16 protein-coding genes and 1 other RNA gene are annotated in these 23597 nt (G+C 34.2%); all 17 read left to right on the top strand.

Going from position 1 to position 23597, the window contains the following annotated elements:
* The first annotated feature begins 5 nt into the window (after positions 1-5).
* The 17 genes from CVU84_01305 (at position 6) to CVU84_01225 (ending at position 23432) form a co-directional block, all read left to right on the top strand.
* The gene (locus tag CVU84_01305) at positions 6-1325 is read left to right on the top strand and encodes a phosphopyruvate hydratase (protein PKM96379.1); all 1320 of its coding nucleotides are present in this window, start codon (positions 6-8) and stop codon (positions 1323-1325) included.
* A gap of 80 nt (positions 1326-1405) precedes the next feature.
* A complete protein-coding gene (gene secG, locus CVU84_01300) occupies positions 1406-1642 on the top strand; it encodes a preprotein translocase subunit SecG (GenBank protein PKM96378.1) in 237 nt (78 codons plus the stop codon).
* A 527-nt stretch (positions 1643-2169) separates the two neighbouring features.
* Positions 2170-3318: a hypothetical protein gene (locus tag CVU84_01295; GenBank protein ID PKM96377.1), complete on the top strand. Its 1149-nt coding sequence runs from the start codon at positions 2170-2172 to the stop codon at positions 3316-3318.
* Positions 3319-3332: 14 nt separating this feature from the next.
* Positions 3333-5735, top strand: a complete 2403-nt coding sequence (locus CVU84_01290) for a hypothetical protein (GenBank protein PKM96376.1) — start codon at positions 3333-3335, stop codon at positions 5733-5735.
* A gap of 273 nt (positions 5736-6008) precedes the next feature.
* The gene (gene rnr / locus CVU84_01285) at positions 6009-8159 is read left to right on the top strand and encodes a ribonuclease R (GenBank protein PKM96375.1); all 2151 of its coding nucleotides are present in this window, start codon (positions 6009-6011) and stop codon (positions 8157-8159) included.
* 148 nt (positions 8160-8307) lie between these two features.
* On the top strand, positions 8308-8772 hold the full coding sequence (locus tag CVU84_01280) for an SsrA-binding protein (GenBank protein ID PKM96374.1): 465 nt from the start codon (positions 8308-8310) through the stop codon (positions 8770-8772).
* A gap of 67 nt (positions 8773-8839) precedes the next feature.
* Positions 8840-9191, top strand: a transfer-messenger RNA (tmRNA) gene (gene ssrA, locus CVU84_01275).
* A 128-nt stretch (positions 9192-9319) separates the two neighbouring features.
* The gene (locus tag CVU84_01270) at positions 9320-10450 is read left to right on the top strand and encodes a site-specific integrase (protein PKM96373.1); all 1131 of its coding nucleotides are present in this window, start codon (positions 9320-9322) and stop codon (positions 10448-10450) included.
* Between the two features lie 702 nt (positions 10451-11152).
* Entirely contained in the window at positions 11153-12277 is a 1125-nt protein-coding gene (locus CVU84_01265) for a hypothetical protein (GenBank protein PKM96372.1), read from the top strand.
* 185 nt (positions 12278-12462) lie between these two features.
* Positions 12463-13746 carry a DNA-binding protein gene (locus tag CVU84_01260; protein PKM96505.1) on the top strand — a complete coding sequence of 428 codons (1284 nt, stop codon included), beginning with the start codon at positions 12463-12465 and terminating at the stop codon, positions 13744-13746.
* A 16-nt stretch (positions 13747-13762) separates the two neighbouring features.
* Complete coding sequence (locus CVU84_01255) at positions 13763-14224, top strand: transcriptional regulator (GenBank protein ID PKM96371.1); 462 nt, start codon at positions 13763-13765, stop codon at positions 14222-14224.
* 236 nt (positions 14225-14460) lie between these two features.
* Positions 14461-15486 carry a hypothetical protein gene (locus CVU84_01250; GenBank protein ID PKM96370.1) on the top strand — a complete coding sequence of 342 codons (1026 nt, stop codon included), beginning with the start codon at positions 14461-14463 and terminating at the stop codon, positions 15484-15486.
* 50 nt (positions 15487-15536) lie between these two features.
* Positions 15537-16499 (top strand): AraC family transcriptional regulator, encoded by a 963-nt coding sequence (locus CVU84_01245; GenBank protein ID PKM96369.1) that lies wholly within the window; start codon positions 15537-15539, stop codon positions 16497-16499.
* A 58-nt stretch (positions 16500-16557) separates the two neighbouring features.
* On the top strand, positions 16558-18927 hold the full coding sequence (locus tag CVU84_01240) for an excinuclease ABC subunit A (GenBank protein ID PKM96368.1): 2370 nt from the start codon (positions 16558-16560) through the stop codon (positions 18925-18927).
* Positions 18927-19967: a 6-aminohexanoate hydrolase gene (locus CVU84_01235; GenBank protein ID PKM96367.1), complete on the top strand. Its 1041-nt coding sequence runs from the start codon at positions 18927-18929 to the stop codon at positions 19965-19967. The genes CVU84_01240 and CVU84_01235 overlap by 1 nt, the downstream gene beginning before the upstream one ends.
* Before the next feature lie 73 nt (positions 19968-20040).
* Positions 20041-21273: a hypothetical protein gene (locus tag CVU84_01230; GenBank protein ID PKM96366.1), complete on the top strand. Its 1233-nt coding sequence runs from the start codon at positions 20041-20043 to the stop codon at positions 21271-21273.
* A 440-nt stretch (positions 21274-21713) separates the two neighbouring features.
* Positions 21714-23432: a recombinase family protein gene (locus tag CVU84_01225; GenBank protein PKM96365.1), complete on the top strand. Its 1719-nt coding sequence runs from the start codon at positions 21714-21716 to the stop codon at positions 23430-23432.
* Positions 23433-23597 lie beyond the last annotated feature (165 nt).

The raw sequence follows: 23597 nt of genomic DNA, 5'->3' as shown, positions 1-23597 counted from the left end.
TTAATATGAAAAGATACTATGAGATTACGGATATTTTTGCGAGAGAAATATTGGATTCGAGGGGTAACCCAACTGTTGAGGTGGAGGTTACAGTCGATGATAAATATATTGGCAGAGCAGCGGTACCATCAGGAGCTTCTACTGGTGCGTTTGAAGCTATAGAGTTACGTGATGGTGGAAAACGATATATGGGTAAGGGAGTAGAAAAGGTTGTTGAGAATGTTAATAACATTTTAGCTCAGCATTTAATCGGAGTTAATGTATTAGATCAGAGAGCGATTGATATGGAAATGATAGATTTAGATGGAACAGCTAATAAGTCTAAGTTGGGTGCAAATGCAATATTAGGTGTTTCGATGGCTGTGGCTAAAGCAGCAGCAACTACGTTAGGGTTGCCATTATATAAGTATTTAGGTGGATTTAATGCGCATGTTATGCCTACTCCAATGATGAATATATTAAATGGTGGGGAGCATGCTGATAATACAATAGATTTGCAAGAATTTATGATTATGCCAGTAGGTGCTAAAAGCTTTAAGGATGCACTTAGAATGTGTGCGGAAATTTATCATAGTTTAAAAAAAGTATTGCACGATAAAGGTTTGTCAACGAGCATTGGAGATGAGGGTGGTTTTGCACCTAATTTATCATCATCAGAAGAAGCAATTCAAATGATTCTTGACGCGGTTGTACAGGCAGGATATAAGCCAAAAGATGATATTCGTATTGCACTTGATCCTGCAGCCAGCGAATTATATAATGCTGAAACAAAGAAATATCATTTTCCTGGAGAAAGTAAAATGCTAGGAAAAGAAGTAACTAGAACAAGTGAAGAGATGATTGATTATTATGCTTCACTATGCGATAAATTCCCAATCATATCTATTGAAGACGGACTGGATGAAGAAGATTGGGAAGGTTGGAAATTGTTGACAGAGAGACTTGGTAGTAGAATTCAAATAGTAGGCGATGATTTATTCGTTACAAATACAACAAGATTGAAAAAAGGTATAGATAAAGGTATTGCGAACTCTATTTTGATAAAAGTAAATCAAATAGGAACGATTTCTGAAACTTTTGATGCAATTCAGATGGCAAATAGAGCAGGGTATGCAGCTGTTATCTCTCATAGATCAGGAGAAACAGAAGATGCTACAATTGCAGACATTGCAGTTGCTGCCAATGCAGGTCAGATTAAAACAGGCGCGCCTTGTCGTTCGGATCGTGTAGCTAAATATAATCAACTGCTTAGAATTGAAGAAGAACTGGAAGATGCCGCTAGTTATTTAGGTATTCATTCATGGTTTAATATTAAAAAAGTGTAAAAAACTGATCAATCAAAACTTTGGCTTGATTCTAATTACATTTTGTGCTAAAATAAAAAAGTTGATTAGGAGGTGTAGTCGTGGAAACATTAGAATTTATTTTGAAAATAGTTTATTTTTTAGATTGTGTAGCTCTAGTAGGTATCGTACTGTTACAACAAGGTAAAGTTACTGGATTATCAGGGGTTATTGGTGGTGCAGGAGAATCCTATTGGGGTAAAAACAAAGCACGTTCTATGGAAGGTGGACTTCACAAAGCAACGGTTGCAATAGCTGTTTTGTTTATGATCTTATCTGTAGCATTAAATTTAATTTAACCTATGAAGTTCGTTAACCCTATTTTAATTGGGTAACAAGCTTTCGTTCAGTAGTTATGAACTCGTAGTGAAAGCTAAGAGTGTGTTATATTTAATAGGCTAGGTCAATCCTAGCCTATTAAAAATGGGTTGCCAAGCGGGCAGCCCATTTTTGTTATCCAGTAGGAAAGTTCTACTTTCCACGAAGCATAGAACAAAGCGGTAGATAGCATAAATTATTATGCAACGCGCTGACAAGAGCTTTGTTCTAATAATGTTTCAAAACTTGATCATATTTACCTGCAATTCAGTTATAAATATGTTAAATTCATTCAATGTACCCATTGAATATAGGTAACAAGTTTCAAGTACATAAATTGACTTATAACAACAAGAAGTGGTATAATAGTATTATTATAGAATAATTCCGACCATTTTTTAAAAGCAATAAATGATTACATGGGGCAACTTCATAAAAAAATAAGGAGGTTGTAAATTTCGATGAGTGGTACTACTGACATATAGATAAAAAATCGTCATTATCCAAAATGTATAAGGAGGTCAAAATGAGTAAAAAATTACGTTCTTTTTTCGCGATAGCAGTCATTTTAACAATAATTGCATCTGTTAACATCTTGGGGGCTCAATCCAAACCAAACTCTTGGGCAGAGATTGAAGTTAAAGAAGCAATAACTAACGATTTGGTTCACGAGGTTCTTAGAAGCGATTATCAAACACCAATTAAGCGATACGAGTATGTGCTTTTGGCATTAGACATATTAGACAAGAGTGGAATTGACGTGACAATAAAACAAGAATATGTATTTGATGATATTATTGGACATTCTTATGAAAAAGAAATACTAAAAGCTTATCATGCAGGTGTTATAGATGGATATGGCAACGGATTATTTAAACCAAATGCAAACATTTCAAGAGAAGAGGTTGCGACGCTTATTGTAAAGCTTCTCAAGAAAATAGATTTTGATAAAAACACAACGATTAATGGCAATATCAAATGTTCAGATTCCTTATCAATTAGTTCATGGGCAATGGATTCAGTTAAATATTGTTACGCAAACAATATTATTAAGGGTGTTGGAAAAGACAAAAAAGGTCTTGATATACTAAAACCTTTAGGAACTGCAACTCGAGAAGAATCCATTTTATTAGTATATAGACTAGCAAAAGTTGAAAAGGTAATAAGTGATGTAGTATTTGGCACCATAACAATTGATCAAAACACTACAAAAATTAGTACGATTAATGAAGCAGGTGATGTTTTTGACTTGACGTATTTTGCCAGACAATTTACGGATAAGACAGCAACAGAAATCCTTGGACTTGATGCAGTGAATGATGCATCCATTATAGACATCACTAATAAATCTTCGGTAATAGTCGTTGATGATGGGACAGTGATCTATCTTGTAAAATATGACGATGGAATTGGTTTAGATCTCTATTCAATCGGAGCGGTAAGTGCTCGTGCAACACAGATTTATACTGAATTGTTAATGACGATCAATCAAAATGACGTTGTTCTTGATAGTGTGCAAGAAGGTATTACAGCTCTTAATTTGAATAAAACGAACAAAGATGAAGATATAGCTGATAGATATAATATATTAATGAGAACAGATGATATTGAAGTAGATAATTCATATATTGTTAAATATTATGAAAAATTGAATTAAAGGAGGAATATATAATGCATAAAGTTAGAAATCGAATCATTAGCTATGCACTTGTATTTATTTGCATTTTAAGTTTTAATATAAATTCGAATGCTGTCGCTCAAACGATTAACTATGAAGCTCCTATATTTATGAATAAATCTATTCTAGATAATAAGACTCAAGTTCTAATAAATGATACTTTCACTGTAAACTATAAATTCCAACCACAAGATATACCAGCCGCTAATATACCGCCTGAAAGTTATCAAAAGCAGAAAGAAATTGTTCTAGTTATTGATACATCAGGTAGTATGAAATATGATGTAAATGGCAATGCCATTTCCAGTTCTGGTTATTGGGGTGAGTATTTTGAAATTAGTAAAGCTCAATATATCGCAAATAATTCTGCATATAAAAAAGAGTTGAAAGCGGAAGTTACTGTAAATGATGCTTATGATGAAAGAGTTAGTATACAAGTTTCATCAGGACAACCATACGATTATTATACACATTACTGGTGGGGTACCAAATACTATAAATATCACTATTATACATATACATATTATCAAAGATTATGGATTAATACACCAGCACCTTCGAGGCTTACATTAGCAAAAGCATCTGCAATAGATTTATTAGCTCAATTACAAGGCAAGCCTAATATTAGCGTAGGAATTGTCGAGTATAACAGCGATACTTCAATAAAATCTTACAATAGTAAGTCGCTTTTACCAGTTAATAATTCTTCAAATTATACTTTTTTAGTTGATACAATTAATGATTTAGATGCAAATGGAGGTACAAACATTGGTAAAGGAATGTATAAAGGATTTAAGCTATTAGAATCTGGAAATACAGCTGCTGATAAGTATTTTATTTTCTTGACAGATGGCGTGCCAACTTACTACTCCTATTACGATACAGATGGTAGTGGAACTAAAAGTAGTAATGAATCCTATTATCTATTTGATAATGGTAATTCAATAAGACTAGGTGGTACAGGAAGCAGCGACCCTAATGATACTTCATTAAACTATGGTAAAGCAGTTGGGGACTTAATGAAAGCAACAACTATGGAGTTGGATAGCTATTTTGTAGCCTTTGCGGATAGCGATGCTGGTAATAAATTAAATGATATCGCAATTGCTGCGGGTGGTAATTACAAAAATGCTATGTCTGGAAATGCACTTTCTGACATTTATGCTCAGTTAGGTGAGCAAATTAGTAGTGACATATCAATTAAGAATATATACTTTGAAGAGACTATTCCAAGTGATTTTGAAATAGTTTTAAAACCAACTAATATGACGGTTACAAATAATGTGATTAAAGGCGAATTTGGTAGTGTAAATTATAATTTGAATGCAGCTGGTACTTTTTTTCAAGCGAGTCCACAGGAATTTGCGGTTACATTAAAAGCGAAAAAGGTAGGAGACTATGTTTTAGGTGCTAATAATTCATCGTTCATTCGATACATGGATATCAATAATAGCATTAAAGTCAAACCATTTACGCCAGTAAACATAAAGGTATATGATAATTTGCCACCAGAAATAATCGCTGATTTATCAAACAGCGAAAGCAACTTATTAAACTATACACTTAAAGTTGACATTAATGAAGATTCAAAGATTGAAGTATTGAATATGAATGATGTTGTTATTTCTACATTGGTGGATGGAAAGGAAGGTATCAATACCTTTAATCTTACTTCTGCACAATTAACAGGTGATTATCTTAAGGTTCGAGCAACCAATGTATTCAATAAAATCAACATCGAGACAGTTCCTATTGTAAAATTAGACTCTTTACAAAGTAAGCTACAAGCAGAGTTGGTGATTAAAACACAATTAAATTCAGAAATTAAAGAATTATTTGTAAATGGAGTACGTGTAGAAGAAAAAAGGTTTACTGAAGGCGGACTATATAAAACAAATGTTACATTAAAAGAGGGCTCAAATATCCTCAAAGCTACTGCAACTAATTCTGGGAATAGTGGAACACTATATTTTACTAAAAATTTATCATTGGACGACATAGCACCAATTATTACACCTAGCTTTTATAGAGGCTTTATTGTAAAAAGTGAGGGTAATGATACCTTGACAATATTTGTGGAATCCAATGGTACTGGCTCAAAAATTGTTGAAACTCTTTATTATGAGCTTGATCCTGGGGTGACTACCGCAACTATAGCCGATTTTTCAAGCGAAGCTGGAAATCCTATTGAACTACTTAATGATATGTCCCAATCAGAGATTGTGGCAATACCAGCTTTTGCAACTAATTTAGGAAATACAGAATATAAGCATGAAAAATTTATAGTAGATCATAATGGGTATTACGCGGTTTATGCAAAAGATGAAGCAGGTAATAAGAGTGTTAAAGTCATCATTATTAACAATATCATTGAAAGCCTGCCGGAATTACTATAAGAGATATTAATTAAATAATAATTGAAGTTAGCTACCCTGCTTATTATTGAGTAAGCAGGGTATTTTTTGAATAAGTTCTGCGCAAATAATTAGAAAGCCACAGTCTTTTGAACCTATCGGGAATGAATAACTGTGTTTTAAGAATGATTTATGATATAATTGAGACAATATAAGTATAGAGGTGAATTGCTTTTGACCAGAACAAGTTGATTGCAAAGGCGATCCTCAAGTATATAAGACCAATAACACAATAATTAGTAAGAAGGTGATCGTATGAAAACAGTAGAAAAATTAGATGAAAGAAAAAAACTTGTATTTGATTTAATCAAAGATGAAGAATATAAGCCTATGAAGATTAAAGAAATTGCTACAATGTTACAAATTAAGGCTGAGGATAGAGAGACACTTGAGGATGTATTAAACGATCTTATCAAAGAAGGTAAGGTAATCAAAACTAAAAAAGGTAAATATGTACGCCCTCAAAGCGTAATGATGATTGTTGGGAAGTTTATTGCCAATCCGAAAGGTTTTGGTTTTGTTGAAATTGAAGGAGAAACTGAAGACATCTTCATCCCTGGTAAATATACCAATGGTGCCTTTCACGGAGACCAAGTTGCAATTAAGCTTGTAAAAGCCGCAGAACAAGGGAGACGGAAAGAAGGGGAAGTTGTCGAAATTCTTAGCAGAGGCAAGAGCGAGGTTATCGGGACTTATCAAAAAAGCAGGAACTTTGGCTTTGTTATTGCAGATAACAAAAAAATTAACAAAGATATTTTTATTCCGAAATCAAGTGAATTTAACGCAGTAAATGGAGACAAAGTAGTTGTTAAAATAACCTCATGGGGTGATGACGACAAAAAACCAGAGGGTGAAATAACAGAAATCATTGGAAATATTACTGATCCAGAGACAGATATTCTGGCAATTGTTAGAGATTTGGAAATTCCTTCTGTGTTTCCTGAAGCTGTAAAACAACAAGCAGAAGGGGTATTGCAAGAGATTAAAGAAGAAGAATTAAAAAACAGATTAGATATTAGAGATTTGCAAACAGTAACGATTGATGGTGAGGATGCAAAGGATTTAGATGATGCAATTACAATAGAGAAAACTGATACTGGTTATACTCTTGGTGTTCATATTGCAGATGTTACTCATTATGTAACAGAAGGCTCACCGCTAGATCAAGAAGCGATCAAAAGAGGGACTAGTGTATATCTTGTTGATAGAGTTATTCCAATGTTACCAAGAAAGCTTTCTAATGGCATCTGCTCCTTAAATCAAGGTGAAGATAGGCTTGCCCTTAGCTGTATCATGGAAATTGGTTTAAAAGGCAATGTATTGAGCTACAAGGCAGCTGAAACAGTTATTCATGTAGATAGAAGAATGACCTATACAAATGTGAAGAAGATTCTGGAAGATCATGATGAAGAGGTTATAGCTGAATATTCAGAATTGCTTGATATGTTTAACAATATGGAAGAGTTGGCTAGAATATTACGTGCGAAGAGAAAAGAGCGTGGTTCTATAGATTTTGACTTTCCAGAAGCAAAAATCATTATGGATGAAAAAGGTGTACCAATAGATATTAAACCTTATGATAGAAATGTTGCGACTAAAATTATTGAAGAGTTTATGTTGCTTGCAAATGAAACAATAGCAGAAAGCTTCTTCTGGCAACAAATGCCTTTTGTATATCGTACGCATGAAGAACCAGACCCTGCTAAAATCAGTAACCTAGCTGCATTTATTTATAATTTTGGTTACCATATCAAAGGTAAAGAACAAGTGCATCCAAAAGAATTGCAAAAACTATTGATCGATGTTGAAGGAAGCAAGGAAGAAACGATCATTAGTAGATTGACACTAAGATCAATGAAAAAAGCGATGTATACAGTTACGAATGATGGTCATTATGGTTTAGCTGCAAAGTATTATTGCCATTTTACCTCTCCAATAAGAAGATATCCTGATTTGCAAATTCACAGAATTATTAAGGATGTAATCAACGGAAGAATGAGTGATGGTAGGGCAGAACATTATGAAAGTATACTAGAAAAAATTGCAAAGCAGTGTTCGGAAAATGAAAGAAGAGCAGAGGAAGCAGAAAGAGAAACAGAAAAGCTTAAAAAAGTTGAATATATGCAAGATAAAATTGGACAAACCTTTGATGGGGTTATTTCTAGCGTAACTTCATTTGGACTATTTATTGAATTAGAAAACACAGTAGAAGGCTTGATTCATGTAAGTTCAATGACCGATGATTATTATAATCATGATAAAGATCATCATTGCTATATTGGTGAAAGAACCAGCAAGATCTATAGAATTGGAGATGTAGTGAAGATAGTAGTTGTAGGAGCTGATAAAGCCCAAAGGACGATTGATTTCGAGTTAAGTGATGAGGATGATGAGGTAAAAGCATAATACTATCTTTATCTTCTTGATTTAAATGCGAAAAGTAAAAATACTATGAAATAGAGAATAAATGTAAAGCTATGAAATAAATAGTACTTGAAAAACATTGTCGTTATGTTATAATTGTCTTTGCAGTTCAAACTATGTGGGGTAGATCATGAAAACAGAAGGATATAAGCTTATCGCTCAAAACAAAAAAGCATATCACGATTATTTTGTAGAAGAAATTTATGAAGCTGGCGTTGTTCTAGCAGGAACAGAGGTCAAATCCCTTAGAATGGGGAAATGTAGCATTAAAGAAAGCTTTGTAAGAGTCTTAAACAATGAGGTCATGATCTTAAACATGAACATTACACCATATGAAAAAGGTAATATTTTCAACAAAGATCCAGTTAGAACTAGAAAGTTGCTACTTCATCGAATGGAAATTAACAAATTAAGAGGAGCAACTGAAAGAGACGGCTATACCTTGGTGCCTTTAAAGGTTTACTTAAAAGGAAGCTTGATGAAGATTGAAATTGGAATTGCAAAAGGCAAGAAGAACTACGATAAACGTGACGACATAGCAAAAAAAGATCAACGTAGAGATACAGAGAGAGATTTTAAGATTAAAAACTTGTAGTATCCTCAGTATTCAATAACTAGCCCGTTAGTAAAATAATAACGACTTTGCGTAGCCGTTATATTACGGGGGTGTACTGGTTTCGACGGGGACGACTGAATTTAGATAAGCCATTCGCAGACTCCGGGCCTGCGTTAAAAACTGGAAAATTAAACTTAAACGCAGAAAATAATTTACAATTCGCTGCCTAATGGCAGCTGTCTAACCCTCGCCACTCGCGGCTAGGCAATTAGGCATCAACTAATGCGAGGCACTTTTTTATCAAAGCTTTGAGATAAAAAAAGATTAAATGAAGCTACCAAGAAACTAAGCCTGTCGATGGGCGTCTTTTCGAGGGAATGACAAAACACCGACTCTAATGGGAGAAAATCTATCGGAAGGGTCTTCGGACAGGGGTTCAATTCCCCTCACCTCCACTAAAATTACCGCTGAAATAGCGGTTTTTTTGTACTAAAAATGACCAAGGTAGACATTTTGGTAGACATTTTTATTGCCATATGTTATCCTATCAGTAACAGGTAGACATTTTGATAGGAGGATTGATAATATGGCAAGAACAAAAATTGAAAATAATATTGCTTATGATGATGTGAAGGATCTCTTCTATGTTACATTTAATTTTGGTAAAGATGCATCTGGTAAAAGAGTAAAAAACACAAAAACGTTCTACACTAAAAAAGAAGCTAGAGCAGCGTTATCGCAACATGAAGCAGATAAGAATAAAGGGAACATGGTTAAACCATCTTCGCAAATGTGTAACGGTTGGTTTGATTATTGGTTAGGTGTTAAAAAGTATAAAGTGGAAGAGACAACGCTTTATGGATATACCAACATAATTAACAAACACTTTAAGCCTTACTTTAAAGAATATAAACTACAGGAGATAGATACAACAATCGTTAACCAATATTTTAATGTTAAAATCACTGAAGAAGGTTTATCCAAAAATACGGTTAGAAAACATCAGGATTTATTGAAAAGCATCTTAATGCAAGCAGTAAATGAGGACAAGCTTCTTAAAAATCCACTTGATAAAATTGAACCAATTAAAACGAAAAAAAACGAGATGAACTTTTATACTGTCGAGCAACTTAAGAAACTTATCTCAATTGTAGAAGGTGATAAGCTGGAAATAGTTATAAGATTAGCTGGTATACTTGGACTTAGGCGAGAAGAAATATGTGGTTTGAAATGGGAAGCTGTTAAATTTGATGATAAAATTATAGTTATTAATAAAGCACGTACTCAGGCTGGATCTAAGAATATCGAGAAGGAAACTAAAAATACATCGTCATATAGGACATTGCATGCGCCAGATGATATATTGGATTTGCTTAAATTAATTAAACAAACACAAGAAAGTGAAAAAGTTTTTTTAGAAGGAAATTATTTGGATCAAAATTTTGTAGTTTGTGATGAAGATGGTAAACCAACTAGACCAAATTACATTAGTCATTTATTTAAACGAATAATAGATACCAATCAATTACCACCAATAAGATTACATGATCTTAGACACACTTTTACAAGTATCGCAAATTTACAAGGTATTTCGTTATTTGATATTTCTAAGGCTCTCGGGCATAGTACTACGGCAACAACAAGTGGAATTTACATGCATATGTTTGATCAGACTCATACAAATGCAATAAATAAAGTTTCAGACGCTATGAAGTAAAAATAACACATATAAAAAACAATATGATAACACTATAAGACAAGTATCTTTATCAAAAAGGTATTTGTCTTTTTGTATTATCGGACGTAATAGGGTATGTGTATTTTTTACATCTATTTACTTAGCGAAATCACCTATAATCCATCTATTTACCTTCAAACAACATTTACCCTACAATTATCCCATATCGACAATATTTCCAAATTCAGCCCATTTAAAGACGTTTATACATAGGCTTATTTTATAAACATATAAATTGCCACATATAGTATTCAAGTACTTACATATGTGTCCTGAGAGCCTGTAGACGTATTGTGGATAGGGGTAAAGCAAAAGAGCCTATTTTAGATGGCTCTTATTTGGGTGGACTAAAGTATATAATATAGTTTATATCGACGCCTTATTGTTTTTAATATGTCTTATAATAACACCTTGCCAAAAAGTAATATAATATAAAAAAAATAAATAAAAAAGAATAATACCATTGACAAAACAAATATATATGTGTATTATAAACATTAATTAAAACAAATTAAGTTTTATCTTTTTCCACCCATTCAATTTTGTATCCAATAATATCTGCAATTTCAAGGACTTCTTCATACTAGATCAGGTAATGGATGCCATTTATGGTTTTTCTTTAATACAGATATTAAAGCGCAAATTGCAAGGAAATTTGGTTTTGCTATTTTAGATATAGCAATGAGTAAGAGTGCACGAATACAATTCGATTCATATGATCGTTTATTTCCATCACAGGATTTTTTGCAAAAAGATGGTTTTGGTAACTTGATCGCTTTACCGTTACAAAAAAATGCAAGAAAAGAGCATAATACCATTTTTATAGATAAAGAATTTAACGAGATAGCGGATCAATGGGCTTACCTTGGAAGTGTAGAAAAAATTGCAGATCAATTTGTTTTTCAGTTCATAAAAAATAATAGAGTTGAAAAAGATAACGTTAGTTTAGATAAGAAAAGTACTCGAAATGAAATATATGAAAGTCATAGTATTTTAGCAACTAAAGAAGATTTTCCAGACAGTATGAATATAGTGCTATCCAGAGGACTAATTATTAATAAAGCAGGATTATCAGCTAAAGGGATTAATATAATAAGAAGATTGGCGTCTTACTCCAATCCAGAGTTTTTTTCTATGCAAGCCATGAGAATGTCGACCTATGGTACACCTAGAATTGTAATTGCATATGAAGAGGATGATGAAAATATAACACTTCCCAGAGGACTAGAAAGTCAACTTATTGAGCTTCTCAGTGGACTGTCAGTAAACTGTAATTTGATAGATTGTCGATATGAAGGTGGAAAAATTGAAGTTTCATTTAAAGGTGAATTAAGAGAAGGACAAGATCAGGCATTCCTCGCTATGAATGCACATTCAAATGGGGTGTTATCGGCTACAACGGGATTTGGGAAGACTGTTTTAGGTGCGAGGTTAATAGCGGAGAAGAAGATAACTACCCTAGTATTAGTTCATACTAAACAATTAGCTGAGCAATGGGTAGAAAGATTAGAAGAGTTTTTAATCATTGATGAAACATCAGTTGCAGTAGAGCAAAAAAAACATGGAAGAAAAAAGAATAATCAAGTTATTGGACAATTAGGTGGAGGAATAAAGAGAATAAATGGTATAGTTGATATTGCAATTATGCAATCAATGTTTGATAAAAATAAAAATATTAAAGAACTTATCAATAGTTATGGGATGATCATTGTTGAGTCACATGACAGTAAGATATTTACCAAAAAACTACTTTCGATTTTGCCGCCATGGTATAATCAAAGTAGTTTTTATATTGAAAAAGCTTAAGTGGATATAATTTTATGGCAATTTTCTATGTTGCGAAATAATTAATGTAAAAAGAGCATCAGAAGACAAGCAGATAGACTTATTTTGAGTTACATTATATTAAAGGAGGTGTTACAGTGTACGCATGGGAAGCGATACAAAACGCCATCAATTATATTGAAGATAGATTGTCTGAAGAGATTAAAATGGAAACCCTTTCACGTGTTGCATCATTATCGCCGTACTATTTTCAGCGCTTATTTAAACGTTTGGTGAAGAAACCAGTAAATGAATATGTAAAATTACGAAGACTAGCTAATGCATCGGAAGTTCTTAAGAACAAAGATAAGCGTATCATTGATGTGGCACTTGATTTTGGATTTTCTGATCATTCTAGCTTTACCCGCTCTTTTAAAGAGGTTTACGGCATTACACCTGAGGAATATCGTAGTCGTCCTGTTATATTAAGTCAATTTATCAAGCCGGACTTGCTATTGAATCATGTCATAGTTGACGAAAATGTGCCGTTGATTTCTGATGGTATTGTGATAGAAGTAACTCGCAGAAAATTGAATGTGACACGCAAATTTATTGGAATTGCAGGTGAAGTGCCAATTACAGAACTGACAGAAGGTAAAGCCACAGGCATCGCTACGACTGGTGTAATATGGGATAATTTTCACCATCTAAAAACGACTATTCCACATTTGCTACCAAACGGCAATGAGTTTGGTGCTATATATATGGGTGACGCCAGAGAAGGTTGCTGTACCTACTTTGCAGGAGCTGAAGTTATAGGAAATGTAAGTATAGAGGAATATGTGTCATATACACTTCCGTGTGGTGAATATATTATTTGCTGCTTTGAAGCGGAAAATTTTAATGAATTGACTGGTTCTGCGATTTTCAAAGCGTCCTCATTTATGAATAAATGGATGAGGAAACACAGTCTGGTTTGTGGAGATTTTACAGCAGAATTGTACTATAATACTGATCCAGACGCATGCTATATGGAAATATGGCTACCACTAAATTCATCTCAAAGAGACATGAGAATCCGGGAAACCTGTGATATAACAAATGGATCAAAGACACCATCCCTGGATTCAATCGGTAATTATGTAAACAGTCCTTTGTGGGATAAACTTTGCAAATATGTAGAGATGGAATATCAGAGCAAACCAGTGTTGGAGTTTAGCAAGTGTTCCATGCAGTTTGGATGGAATGTGAAGTATAAAAAGGCAGGACGTACCTTGTGTACCCTATATCCAATGGAAGGATACTATATTGCCCTCGTTGTTATTGGGGAACGTGAACGAATGGAGACCGAATTGTTACTTCCTATTTTCACGGAGTATCTACAGCAGTTGTATCATAATACAAAAACGGGTATGGGTCAGAAATGGCTCATGATCAATGTAATAGATGAAGCGGTACTCGAAGATGTAAAGCAATGCATTGCTATTCGAAGAGGGATAAAAAAGAAATAATAGGGAGGTAATGAATATGTCGATAATTTCCAAGATTGATTTATATGAGCTACCAAAACAACATGTCTTGTCTATCCGAACTATCATTCATTTTGATGATTATCCAAGAAATGCTGAATTAGCATATAGGAAAATTATGGAGTATGCAAATAAAAATGAGTTTTTACTCTCTGGTGGTCCATTTGTATGTTATCATAATGCTGATCTTGAAAATCTTGATGTAGAAATGGGCTTTCCTGTAGCTAAACCAGTGAAAGGAGAAGGTGATATTGTGGGATATACAATTCCTGTCCAGAAAGCGGTGTCAGGTATCTTCTTAGGGTCATATAATGATACTGACCCATTGATGATGGAAATTATACAATGGATATCAGAGCATGGTCATGAACAGCAAGGGGGGATATTTAATTATTACCTAAATGATGAAAACCGCCCAGCAGATGAACTTCTTACACAGATTGTTGTGCCAATAAAATAGGTGTTAACATGTATATATAATCCATTGCACTTTTTGCTGCAAGTAATTTATTTTATAAGTTCTCTTGACACAAGCGAGTCACATGACAGTAAGATAATTCCCAAAAAACTACTTTCTATTTTACCTGTATGGTATAATCAAAGTAGTTTTTTATATGTTGAAAAAATTCTCTAGACATTTCTAAAAAGGTAAAGAGTGTTGTTAAGCAAAAACAGATTTTAGGAGAATACGTTGCAGTGAGGTCACCTTATGGATACGAAAAGCTAGTTGTTGAAGGTCGAACAATTTATGTTACTGATCCTGAAAAGGCCGAAGTAGTCAAAAAAGTATTTGAGCTGGTTCTTGCAGGAGACAGTTATTATAAAATCGCAGGGGAACTTAATCACGCTGATATCAAATCACCTGGGGGCAATGACTGGACAGTTAAAGCAGTTAGCCGGATTATCAATAATCGTTTTTACACAGGTGCTCTTGAAATGGGGAAAACTGAAAATACACTTGGTGGTATGAAGCCATTTATCAAAAGAAATCAACAAGATTGGATTACCATAGATAATCATCATGAAGCGATTGTTGATATAGAAACTTTTGAAAAGGTACAGAGAGTTATTGAAGCAAAAAAAGATAAACGGTTAAAAACAGACACTAATTTAATAAGGAACAATGACATAGTAAACATAAGTCAGGCAAGTAAATTTGACAGGTTATTATATTGTGGAGACTGTGGGCGGAAAATGAAAAAGCAGGTTTGGGGATCAAGTATTTATTATGTTTGCCCTAAATATAGTGAAACAAAGGGTGCCTGCAGCTTGAAAAGCTGGCGAGTAGATAGGATCACTAATGCGTTAGTGCGAGAAGTAGAAAATCAGATTTTAGTCTTGGAGAATGAGCCAGCAAAGTATGACAAGGGTTATAATTTCAAGGTTCAGATTGTTTTTTTACAAAATGAAATCGAGAGCTTGATACTCAATCGAGAACTTGTTTATGATGTCTATATGGAAAGCAATGATTATGACGGTGAAAGCATACGAAAAGATTTAGATTTAATTGACGCAAAAATCAAAGATACAGAAAGTGAATTAAATGAACTGTTTTATCATGAGAAGTTATTAAAACAGGTTCGTGATAAAATAAATAAGCTGAAGCAAGTTGTTGAAGACTTGAAAAATCAAAATAATACTGATCATGATGCTGAAGATCTTGATTGCATCATTAAAAAAATAAACATATTTGAACGCCAGATTGATATTGAATTATTGTAGTAATAATGATTCCAGTGTTTGCTTACAAACAAATGAAAGAGGAAGAATGAATGGGAAGTATCAAAAATAATAATTTGAATAATGAATATATATATAGGATTAATAAAGTATTGGACTATATTGATTCAAATATGGGTGACGACTTATCACTGGATGTACTTTCGAATGTGGCGAATTTTTCCAGCTATCATTTCCACAGGATATTTAGCACAATTATTGGAGAACCTTTGTCCAAGTATATTCAGAGAATTCGTCTTGAAAAGGCCGCACTCATCCTAGTATCAAATTCAAAATACCCAATTGGTCAAATTGCTTCTATATGTGGGTTTGAAAATCAATCTTCTTTCTCAAGAGCTTTTCAAATGCACTTCGGTTTTAGTGCAAGTGAACTCCGGAAAGATAAGAGTCTTTTAGAAAGCAAGAAATGTAAAACAGATAGCAAGCGGCGCAAAGATTCTTTAGATCCATTAGCCTATAATAGTATTGTGGAGAATATGGGAAGAAAAACATATGTGCCTAAAGTACGGCCACTTAGTATTGAAGTGAAAAACAGTAATGAAATGGCAGTTGCTTATATTCGCATTATTGGCACATTTAATGGTGAATTAGAAGTATTTCAAAACACTCTCTTACGGCTTGTTAGGTGGGCAGAAATTCGAGACTTAATACAGTTTCCAGAAACAAAAATTCTTTCTCTTTATCATGATAATCCCGATATAACAGACGATATAAAGCTTAGAACCAGTCTTTGCGTCACTGTACCGGAGCATACTAAAGTAGACGGAGAAATTGGTAAAATGGTAATCCCAGGAGGAAAATATGCTGTTGCACATTTTATGATCGGTGCAAATGAGTTTAAATCGGCATGGGATTTTATATGGGGTGAATGGCTGCCAGAAAGTGGATACCAACCGGATGAACGCCCATGTTTTGAAGTGTACATGAATAATCCTAACGAACATCCTGAGCATAAAAGCATTGTTGATATTTATGTGCCTGTTAAGCCATTGTAAGGTCGCTGTAATCCACAAAAGAAATACAAATTTGTTTATATGAATGGAAGGTAATCATATGCAAAATATTACAGTTAAGGGTGCGAGGATTCACAACCTCAAGAATATTGATATATCAATTCCCAAAAACAAATTAATAGTGGCAACAGGTGTTAGCGGATCAGGTAAATCCAGCCTTATGTTCGACATCATCTTTGAAGAAGGTCGTAGCCAATACTTAAAATCCTTGGGAATATTATCAGGAATTGATGATGAAGACAAATATGATAGCATATCCGGATTAGGTCCAACTATTGCAGTTCAGCAGAGCATTATCAGACAGAGTAATCCGCGTTCAACAGTAGGGTCAAAGACAGGTATTTTGAACCTTTTATGCTTGCTTTATTCTGGAGAGGGAAAAGATAGTAACTCAGAGGAGCGTCTTCCACCGAGTTACTTCTCACACAACTCACCGAATGGCATGTGTATTAAGTGTTCTGGGCGTGGATTCTACAATAAGATTCATTTAGAAAAATTGGTACCAGATGATTGTGTAACCCTTAGAGAGGTGTTCGTGAAAGCTGGTTTAACTCCAGGTTATGAAAGACTTTTAGATAGGAATTACGGGTCATACATGGATTCACCATTTATGTTACTATCCGATGAATTAAAGTCTGAAGTTATTTATGGTCACAATGTTGGTGGTAATTCAGATAAGCTTAGTTATTGTCTGACAAGAATCTTTGAGGGTCATCTTTATAGGAAAGTTGAAGATGTTAGTCATTTTTACGGCAAGACAATATGTTCAGAGTGCCATGGTTTTAGAATTGGTGAAGAGGCACGAAGTGTCTTTATTGGTGGCAAGCATATCGGCGAGCTGGGTAAAATGACCATTACAGAACTGGAAAGATTTCTTGAAGATTTGAAGAATAGAGAAACCTTTTCGAAATTTGGGGATAATATCATTAAGGAACTACTAGAAAAAGAGAGTAGCTTGATTAAGGTGAGACTGGGTTATTTAACACTTTACAGAGAAATGCCAAGTCTAAGTGGCGGGGAGATTCAAAGACTTTTTTTAACCTTGCATTTAGATTCAAAACTGGACTCACTTATTTATGTTCTTGACGAACCAACAGCAGGGCTTCACGAAGCTGAAAAAGAAGGCATACTTGCATCCATGAAGGCGTTAAGGGATTTAGTGAATACAGTTATTGTTGTAGAGCATGATAGAAACACCATTGAACTCGCTGATTATGTCATAGATATTGGTCCTAAAGCTGGGGACTTAGGTGGAGAAGTAGTCTACCAGGGAGATTTAAAAGGTTTACTAGCGTGTCAGAACTCTATAACAGGAAGATATCTTTCTGATGAAGGAATGCCAGTAAGAGAGCAGATACTAATTGATGTAATCAATCAACCTGGGCTTACAATTAAAAACGCTAGGACAAATAACCTAAAAGATCTTACTGTTTCTATTCCAATGGGGTGTTTAGTGGGTGTTGCTGGGTTATCTGGAAGTGGTAAAAGTTCACTTATTTCTGATACATTGATTCCGTTATTGAAAGCCTCTTTTTTAGGTAAATCAGGTGGTGCCGACCTAGAAAATGATGAAGATCAGATAGATGAAAGTGAAGAAATTGATAGTGTTGAAACGATTGCAGAAAAGCTTGAAGGCATCGAAACTATTTCAGGTTATGCTGAAATCTCACAAGCACCTATAGGAAGAAAAATGAATTCAAATCCTGCAACCTACATCGGAATATGGGATAAGATTCGTAAGCTTTTTGCAGAACAACCCATAGCGAAAGAAAGGAATTTTGCAACAGGACATTTCTCATTCAATTCTAAAGGTGCTTGTTCTGTTTGTGGTGGCAGTGGACAAGAAACAATTTGGCTTGGGGGTAATCTTAAAATCAACAAGACCTGCAGAGAGTGCCATGGAAAACGGTATAACGAAGAGGTATTAAAAGTTAGGGTTAGAGATAAAAGTATTTATGACATTCTTGAAATGACGGTTTCTGAAGCTGTTAAGTTTTTTAAAGACCAACAAGGCATTCTTTCGGTTCTGAATGTAATGAAGCGCATCGGAATGGGCTATATTAAATTAGGTCAACCAACACCCACACTAAGCGGCGGAGAAGCTCAAAGAATCAAGCTTGCTAAGGAAATCGGTAAAAAACGAAGAGGGAATGTGTTGTATGTATTAGATGAACCTACTACAGGGCTTAGTTTGTATGACACTGCAAAGCTTATAGCGTTACTCGATGAACTTGTTAAAAAAGGGAACTCTGTGGTTGTTGTGGAACACGATCCGGATCTACTTAAAGTCTGTGATTGGATTATTGAACTTGGACCAAGTGGAGGGGAAGATGGCGGTTATTTAATCGCATCGGGGGCACCTTTAACGCTTAAGGATAATCCGAATTCTATGACAGGGAGGTATTTATAGTGATTAGAAGTTATTGGCCGACCTGTGAATGGAACTTTGTATCACCACAAGACGTTAGTATGAACATTGAAAAATTAAGCGAACTTGACAGTTACATCAAGTCTCAATATAAGAATATCAATGGCATCGTCATTGTGAAAAATGGCAGTATTACTTATGAGAATTATTACAATGGTTATAAAGAGTCTGATGTTCATCATGTGGCTTCGGTAACCAAGAGTGTTGTATCTGCTCTTGCGGGGATTGCTATTGATCAAGGGTATATAAAAAGTGTCGATCAAAAGGTACTGGAGTATTTTCCAGAATATCAAGTATCAGATGAGGATTTTTTGAAGAAGGCAGTGACCATAAAACACCTACTTACTATGACAGCACCCTTTCCATTTTCATGGAAAGAAGGGGATTCTCGAAGTCATGAGCCATTAGATCGACTCAGAAGACAAAAGGACTGGGTTACGTATTCCCTAAATCTATTGGGTCAAAAGGGTCAACTGGGTCAATTTCAGTATTATACTGCAGGTACGCATTTGCTTTCAGCCATCATTACAAAAGCAACTGGAAAAAGTATGCTCGAGTATGCCAATAAAGAGTTGTTTAGAATATTGGGGATGAAGGAAATCCCTGATTATGAGATGAAATCGTTTAGCCTTGAGGCTGTGTTTGGGAAGGATATTAAAGGTTGGACTAAAGATCCACAAGGAATAACAGCAGGAGGATTCGGACTGACACTCTCACCTAGAGACATGGCACGCTTTGGATTTCTCTATTTAAACCAAGGAATGTGGGAGCAAAAACAAGTTATTTCGAGAGAATGGATTTTGGAGTCGATTAGTATGAATAGTAATCATTATGGCTATTTATGGTGGTTAAAGGATGATAATAATTTGTTTTCATTCTCGGCACTCGGAGCTGGCGGAAATGTTATTTGTTGTATTCCGGAGAAGGATATTGTGATTGCAATTGCATCAGAGATAATAAATAACCCAAAAGATAGATGGCCTTTGATTGAGAAACATATTCTAGGGGCTGTTAGTGATTGAGTTGGATAAAATGTTAATTCAAAAAAGATTGATAAACGCGGTATTCGTTTATTGATCTTTTTTTAGTTTTTACTTGACACCGGCTGATGAATGTCATCATGTCTCTGCTAGCAACTTTAATAGAATTCTTAGCTCAGCACATTCTAAATTTGTTTATGGATTATCAGCCACACCTATTCGTAAAGATGGACAACATCCGATAATTTTTATGCAGTGTGGGCCAATTAGATTTAAAGTAGATGCAAAAAAAGAGGCACTAAAAAGAACGTTTGATCATTACATAATTCCACGATTTACTTCGTTCAGAATACCTTTATATCAAAATGAAAGTGAATGGCATATTAGTGATGTTTATAAACACCTTTGTGAAAATAAATCTAGAAATAATTTAATAGTAAAAGATATAGAGGGAGCTGTACTTGCTGGAAGAAATCCGATAGTCCTTACAGAAAGAACAACACATATTGATTTGCTTTTAGAAATGATGAAAGACAAAGACTTTGAAGTTATTGAACTTTCAGGTAGGATGAGTTCAAAAGAACGAAAAGCGTCTATGGAAAAAATTAAGAATCATAAAAACACAGATACGTTTGTAATTGTTGCCACAGGCAAATTAATTGGTGAAGGATTTGATGAAGCAAGACAAGATACTTTATTCATGGCAATGCCAATATCATGGAAGGGCACAATAGCTCAATATGCTGGAAGGCTTCATAGAAACTACATTGGCAAAGAAGAAGTACAAATTTATGATTATATTGATGTTCATATAGGCGTATTAGAGAGAATGTATCAAAAAAGACTTAATGAATACCGAGCTGTAGGTTATAACATTAAAAGTAATAACAAAGACAATAGTACAGGAGAAGTCATATATAGTTCAACTGATTACTTTAGTCAAATAATAAAAGATATTGGGGAATCAAAAAAGATGATTATAATATCTAGTCCTCATATTCAAAAAAACAAAGTAGAATTAGTTAAGGAATTGTTAACAGCTAAGTACCACAGCGGTCTTCGTATCGTAGTGTTGACTAAAAGACTCGAAGAGTACCCAGAAAAGCAAAGAGATTTCATTAATCAATTTATTAAAGAATATGAAGAAATTGGCATTAATGTGATACAGCAAGAGCGGCATAGTCATAAATTTATGATAATCGATCATGAGCTAATATGGTATGGTGGGGTTGATATATTAGGTGAAAATCGTAATGAAGAATCGATAATTAGGATTATAAATGAAGAGTTAGGAAATGAATTAATTGGAATTATTGAGAACAGAGGTATGCCAAATAAAGAAAATTGATTTAGAAAATATCATACTTCAAGCTAAAGCTCTATTTGCATAATGTGTAATTTCTTTGTATACTATTTAAAAAATCAAATTCTCGCACCATTGGTACGAGAAATAAGCTGTACTCTAATAACATTATTATTATGGAAATGTAAAGATGAATTAGAACATGAATTATATATAAAAATGAAAAACGCCATGACGGTTTCTTAAATATGGTTATTAATAATTTGGAGAATAAAGTTTTTGAAAATAACTATAGAAAGGTTATCCATATTAGATGATGATTTTAAGCATAAAAATGTTATGGTATAGATAATTTGCCATGACTTTTGATAGATACAATACTTCCGAGTAAAAAGGGAAGTAACATTAAAATGATATTTACTGCACCTTGATAAGTGAATAGAGATTTTTGGAGGCTATCTCATAAATTTAAAGGAGATGGCACAATGAATATTATAGAAAAAATTCGATTAAAAAAACAAGTAGTTCGTGCAGTGATTTATGCGCGATTTAGTTCAGATAATCAGAGAGAGGAATCTATTGAAGCCCAACTAAGGGCAATCAAAGATTATGCCAATAAAAACAATTTGATTGTTGTGAATGAATATATTGATAAAGCAAAATCTGCAACTACAGATAATCGGCCACAATTCTTACAAATGATTGCAGATTCTAAAGAAGAAATCTTTGATTTGGTATTGGTTCATAAACTTGATCGTTTTGCTAGGAATCGGCAAGACAGTATTGGTTATCGTATGGAACTCAAACGTCATGGCGTTTCGCTCATCAGTGTCTTAGAGTACTTAGATGATGAAAGCCCAGAAAGTTTGATTTTAGAATCGATTTTGGAAGCTATGGCAGAATACTACTCTAAAAACCTTGCAAGGGAAGTTCACAAGGGTATGAAAGAAAATGCCTTGAAGGGCCAACATACAGGCGGACACCCGCCGCTGGGGTATGATGTAAACCCTCAAACAAAGATGTTAGTGATTAATCCAAAAGAAGCAGAAGTGGTAAAACTGATATTTAATTTATACACACAAGGTAAAGGCTACGGTGCGGTAATAGATGAATTAAATTTGCGAAATTACAGGACAAAAAATGGAAAACACTTCGCCCATGGTTCATTAAGTGGCATTATTAGAAATGAAAAATATATTGGTTTATATATTTTCAATAAGTCTGCAGCGAAAGATGTTGATGGAATCCGACATGGTGGTTCTAAAGACGAAAGTGAAATCATCAAAGTTGAAGGTGTAGTTCCACCTATAATATCAAAAGAAACTTTCCAACTTGCTCAAGAAATAATCAAGAAGCGTGTACGTGGCGATTCTCGTAAGATTCCTAAACACATTTATGTCTTAAGTGGAAAAATAATTTGTGGAGAATGTCATGGCGCTTTTATTGGACATTCTAGGTATGCTGGAAGAAGTAAATCCCTTCAAGTAGCGTATAGGTGTAGTGTAAGAAAAAACAAGCACATGTGCGTGAATAAAGAAGTGAGAAGAGAATATATTGAAAAAATAGCGCTTAGAAAACTAGCAGAAATCGTTTATGATGAGGCATTTATTTCTCAACTTGTTAAGGTCTATGGAAATTATCAACTGGGTAAAAATGCTGAACTAGTCAAGAGGAGAGAAGATCTTAAAGAAAATATTATTCAATTCTCGAAAGAAATCGATAATTTATTAATCCTAGCATCAAAGGTTTCATCTGAGGCGTTAGCAAATAAACTCACAGAACTTGAACATCTAAAAATTCAATCAGAAGCAGAGTATCAAAGGCTATGCAATAACAATAACTTGAAAGAAGTTACAGAAGATATGATAAAGGATTCATTTAAGATAGTAAAACAGCTATTTGAGGCCTCTGACTTAAGAAGTTGTAAAAAATTGATTGAGCTCTATGTTGAAAAAGTAGTGATATACAGAGATGAGGCTATTGTATTATACAGGCTTCATCCAGATATGGTCCATTCCTGTTACGAAATCTTACTTAACAGGAGTTCAGGTACCTTAGCAGATACAACAAGTCCTAACGATTGTGTTGGTGAACCAAGCGAAGTCGTTTTACGCGGCTCGAAGCGGTACAGCTTCACCTCCAGCCGTAAAAAGCTGCAAATACAGGTAAATAACTGTGTTTTGCAGCTTTTTTGTACCCCATAATTAGCGCTTAGATAAACAGTGCATAAAGAAGAAATGTATAGAAACGAAGGGGCTCCTAATTAGGAGCCTCTTCGTTTCATTTATGACAATTGTCACCATGGAAGAATGACATTAAGCACTAGAATGCTATGCTGCAATGCTATACAATCTAAACCAAGTAAAGCA

The organism is Firmicutes bacterium HGW-Firmicutes-1 (genome assembly GCA_002841625.1).
Taxonomy (GTDB): domain Bacteria; phylum Bacillota; class Clostridia; order Lachnospirales; family Vallitaleaceae; genus HGW-1.
This window is presented reverse-complemented; position numbering and strand designations above follow the sequence as displayed.

Coding starts and splice junctions, on each gene's coding strand:
- CVU84_01305 (PKM96379.1), top strand. CDS start 6: ATGAAAAGATACTATGAGATTACGGATATTTTTGCGAGAGAAATATTG.
- CVU84_01295 (PKM96377.1), top strand. CDS start 2,170: ATGTATAAGGAGGTCAAAATGAGTAAAAAATTACGTTCTTTTTTCGCG.
- CVU84_01290 (PKM96376.1), top strand. CDS start 3,333: ATGCATAAAGTTAGAAATCGAATCATTAGCTATGCACTTGTATTTATT.
- rnr (PKM96375.1), top strand. CDS start 6,009: ATGAAAACAGTAGAAAAATTAGATGAAAGAAAAAAACTTGTATTTGAT.
- CVU84_01280 (PKM96374.1), top strand. CDS start 8,308: ATGAAAACAGAAGGATATAAGCTTATCGCTCAAAACAAAAAAGCATAT.
- CVU84_01270 (PKM96373.1), top strand. CDS start 9,320: ATGGCAAGAACAAAAATTGAAAATAATATTGCTTATGATGATGTGAAG.
- CVU84_01265 (PKM96372.1), top strand. CDS start 11,153: ATGAGTAAGAGTGCACGAATACAATTCGATTCATATGATCGTTTATTT.
- CVU84_01260 (PKM96505.1), top strand. CDS start 12,463: ATGGAAACCCTTTCACGTGTTGCATCATTATCGCCGTACTATTTTCAG.
- CVU84_01255 (PKM96371.1), top strand. CDS start 13,763: ATGTCGATAATTTCCAAGATTGATTTATATGAGCTACCAAAACAACAT.
- CVU84_01245 (PKM96369.1), top strand. CDS start 15,537: ATGGGAAGTATCAAAAATAATAATTTGAATAATGAATATATATATAGG.
- CVU84_01240 (PKM96368.1), top strand. CDS start 16,558: ATGCAAAATATTACAGTTAAGGGTGCGAGGATTCACAACCTCAAGAAT.
- CVU84_01225 (PKM96365.1), top strand. CDS start 21,714: ATGAATATTATAGAAAAAATTCGATTAAAAAAACAAGTAGTTCGTGCA.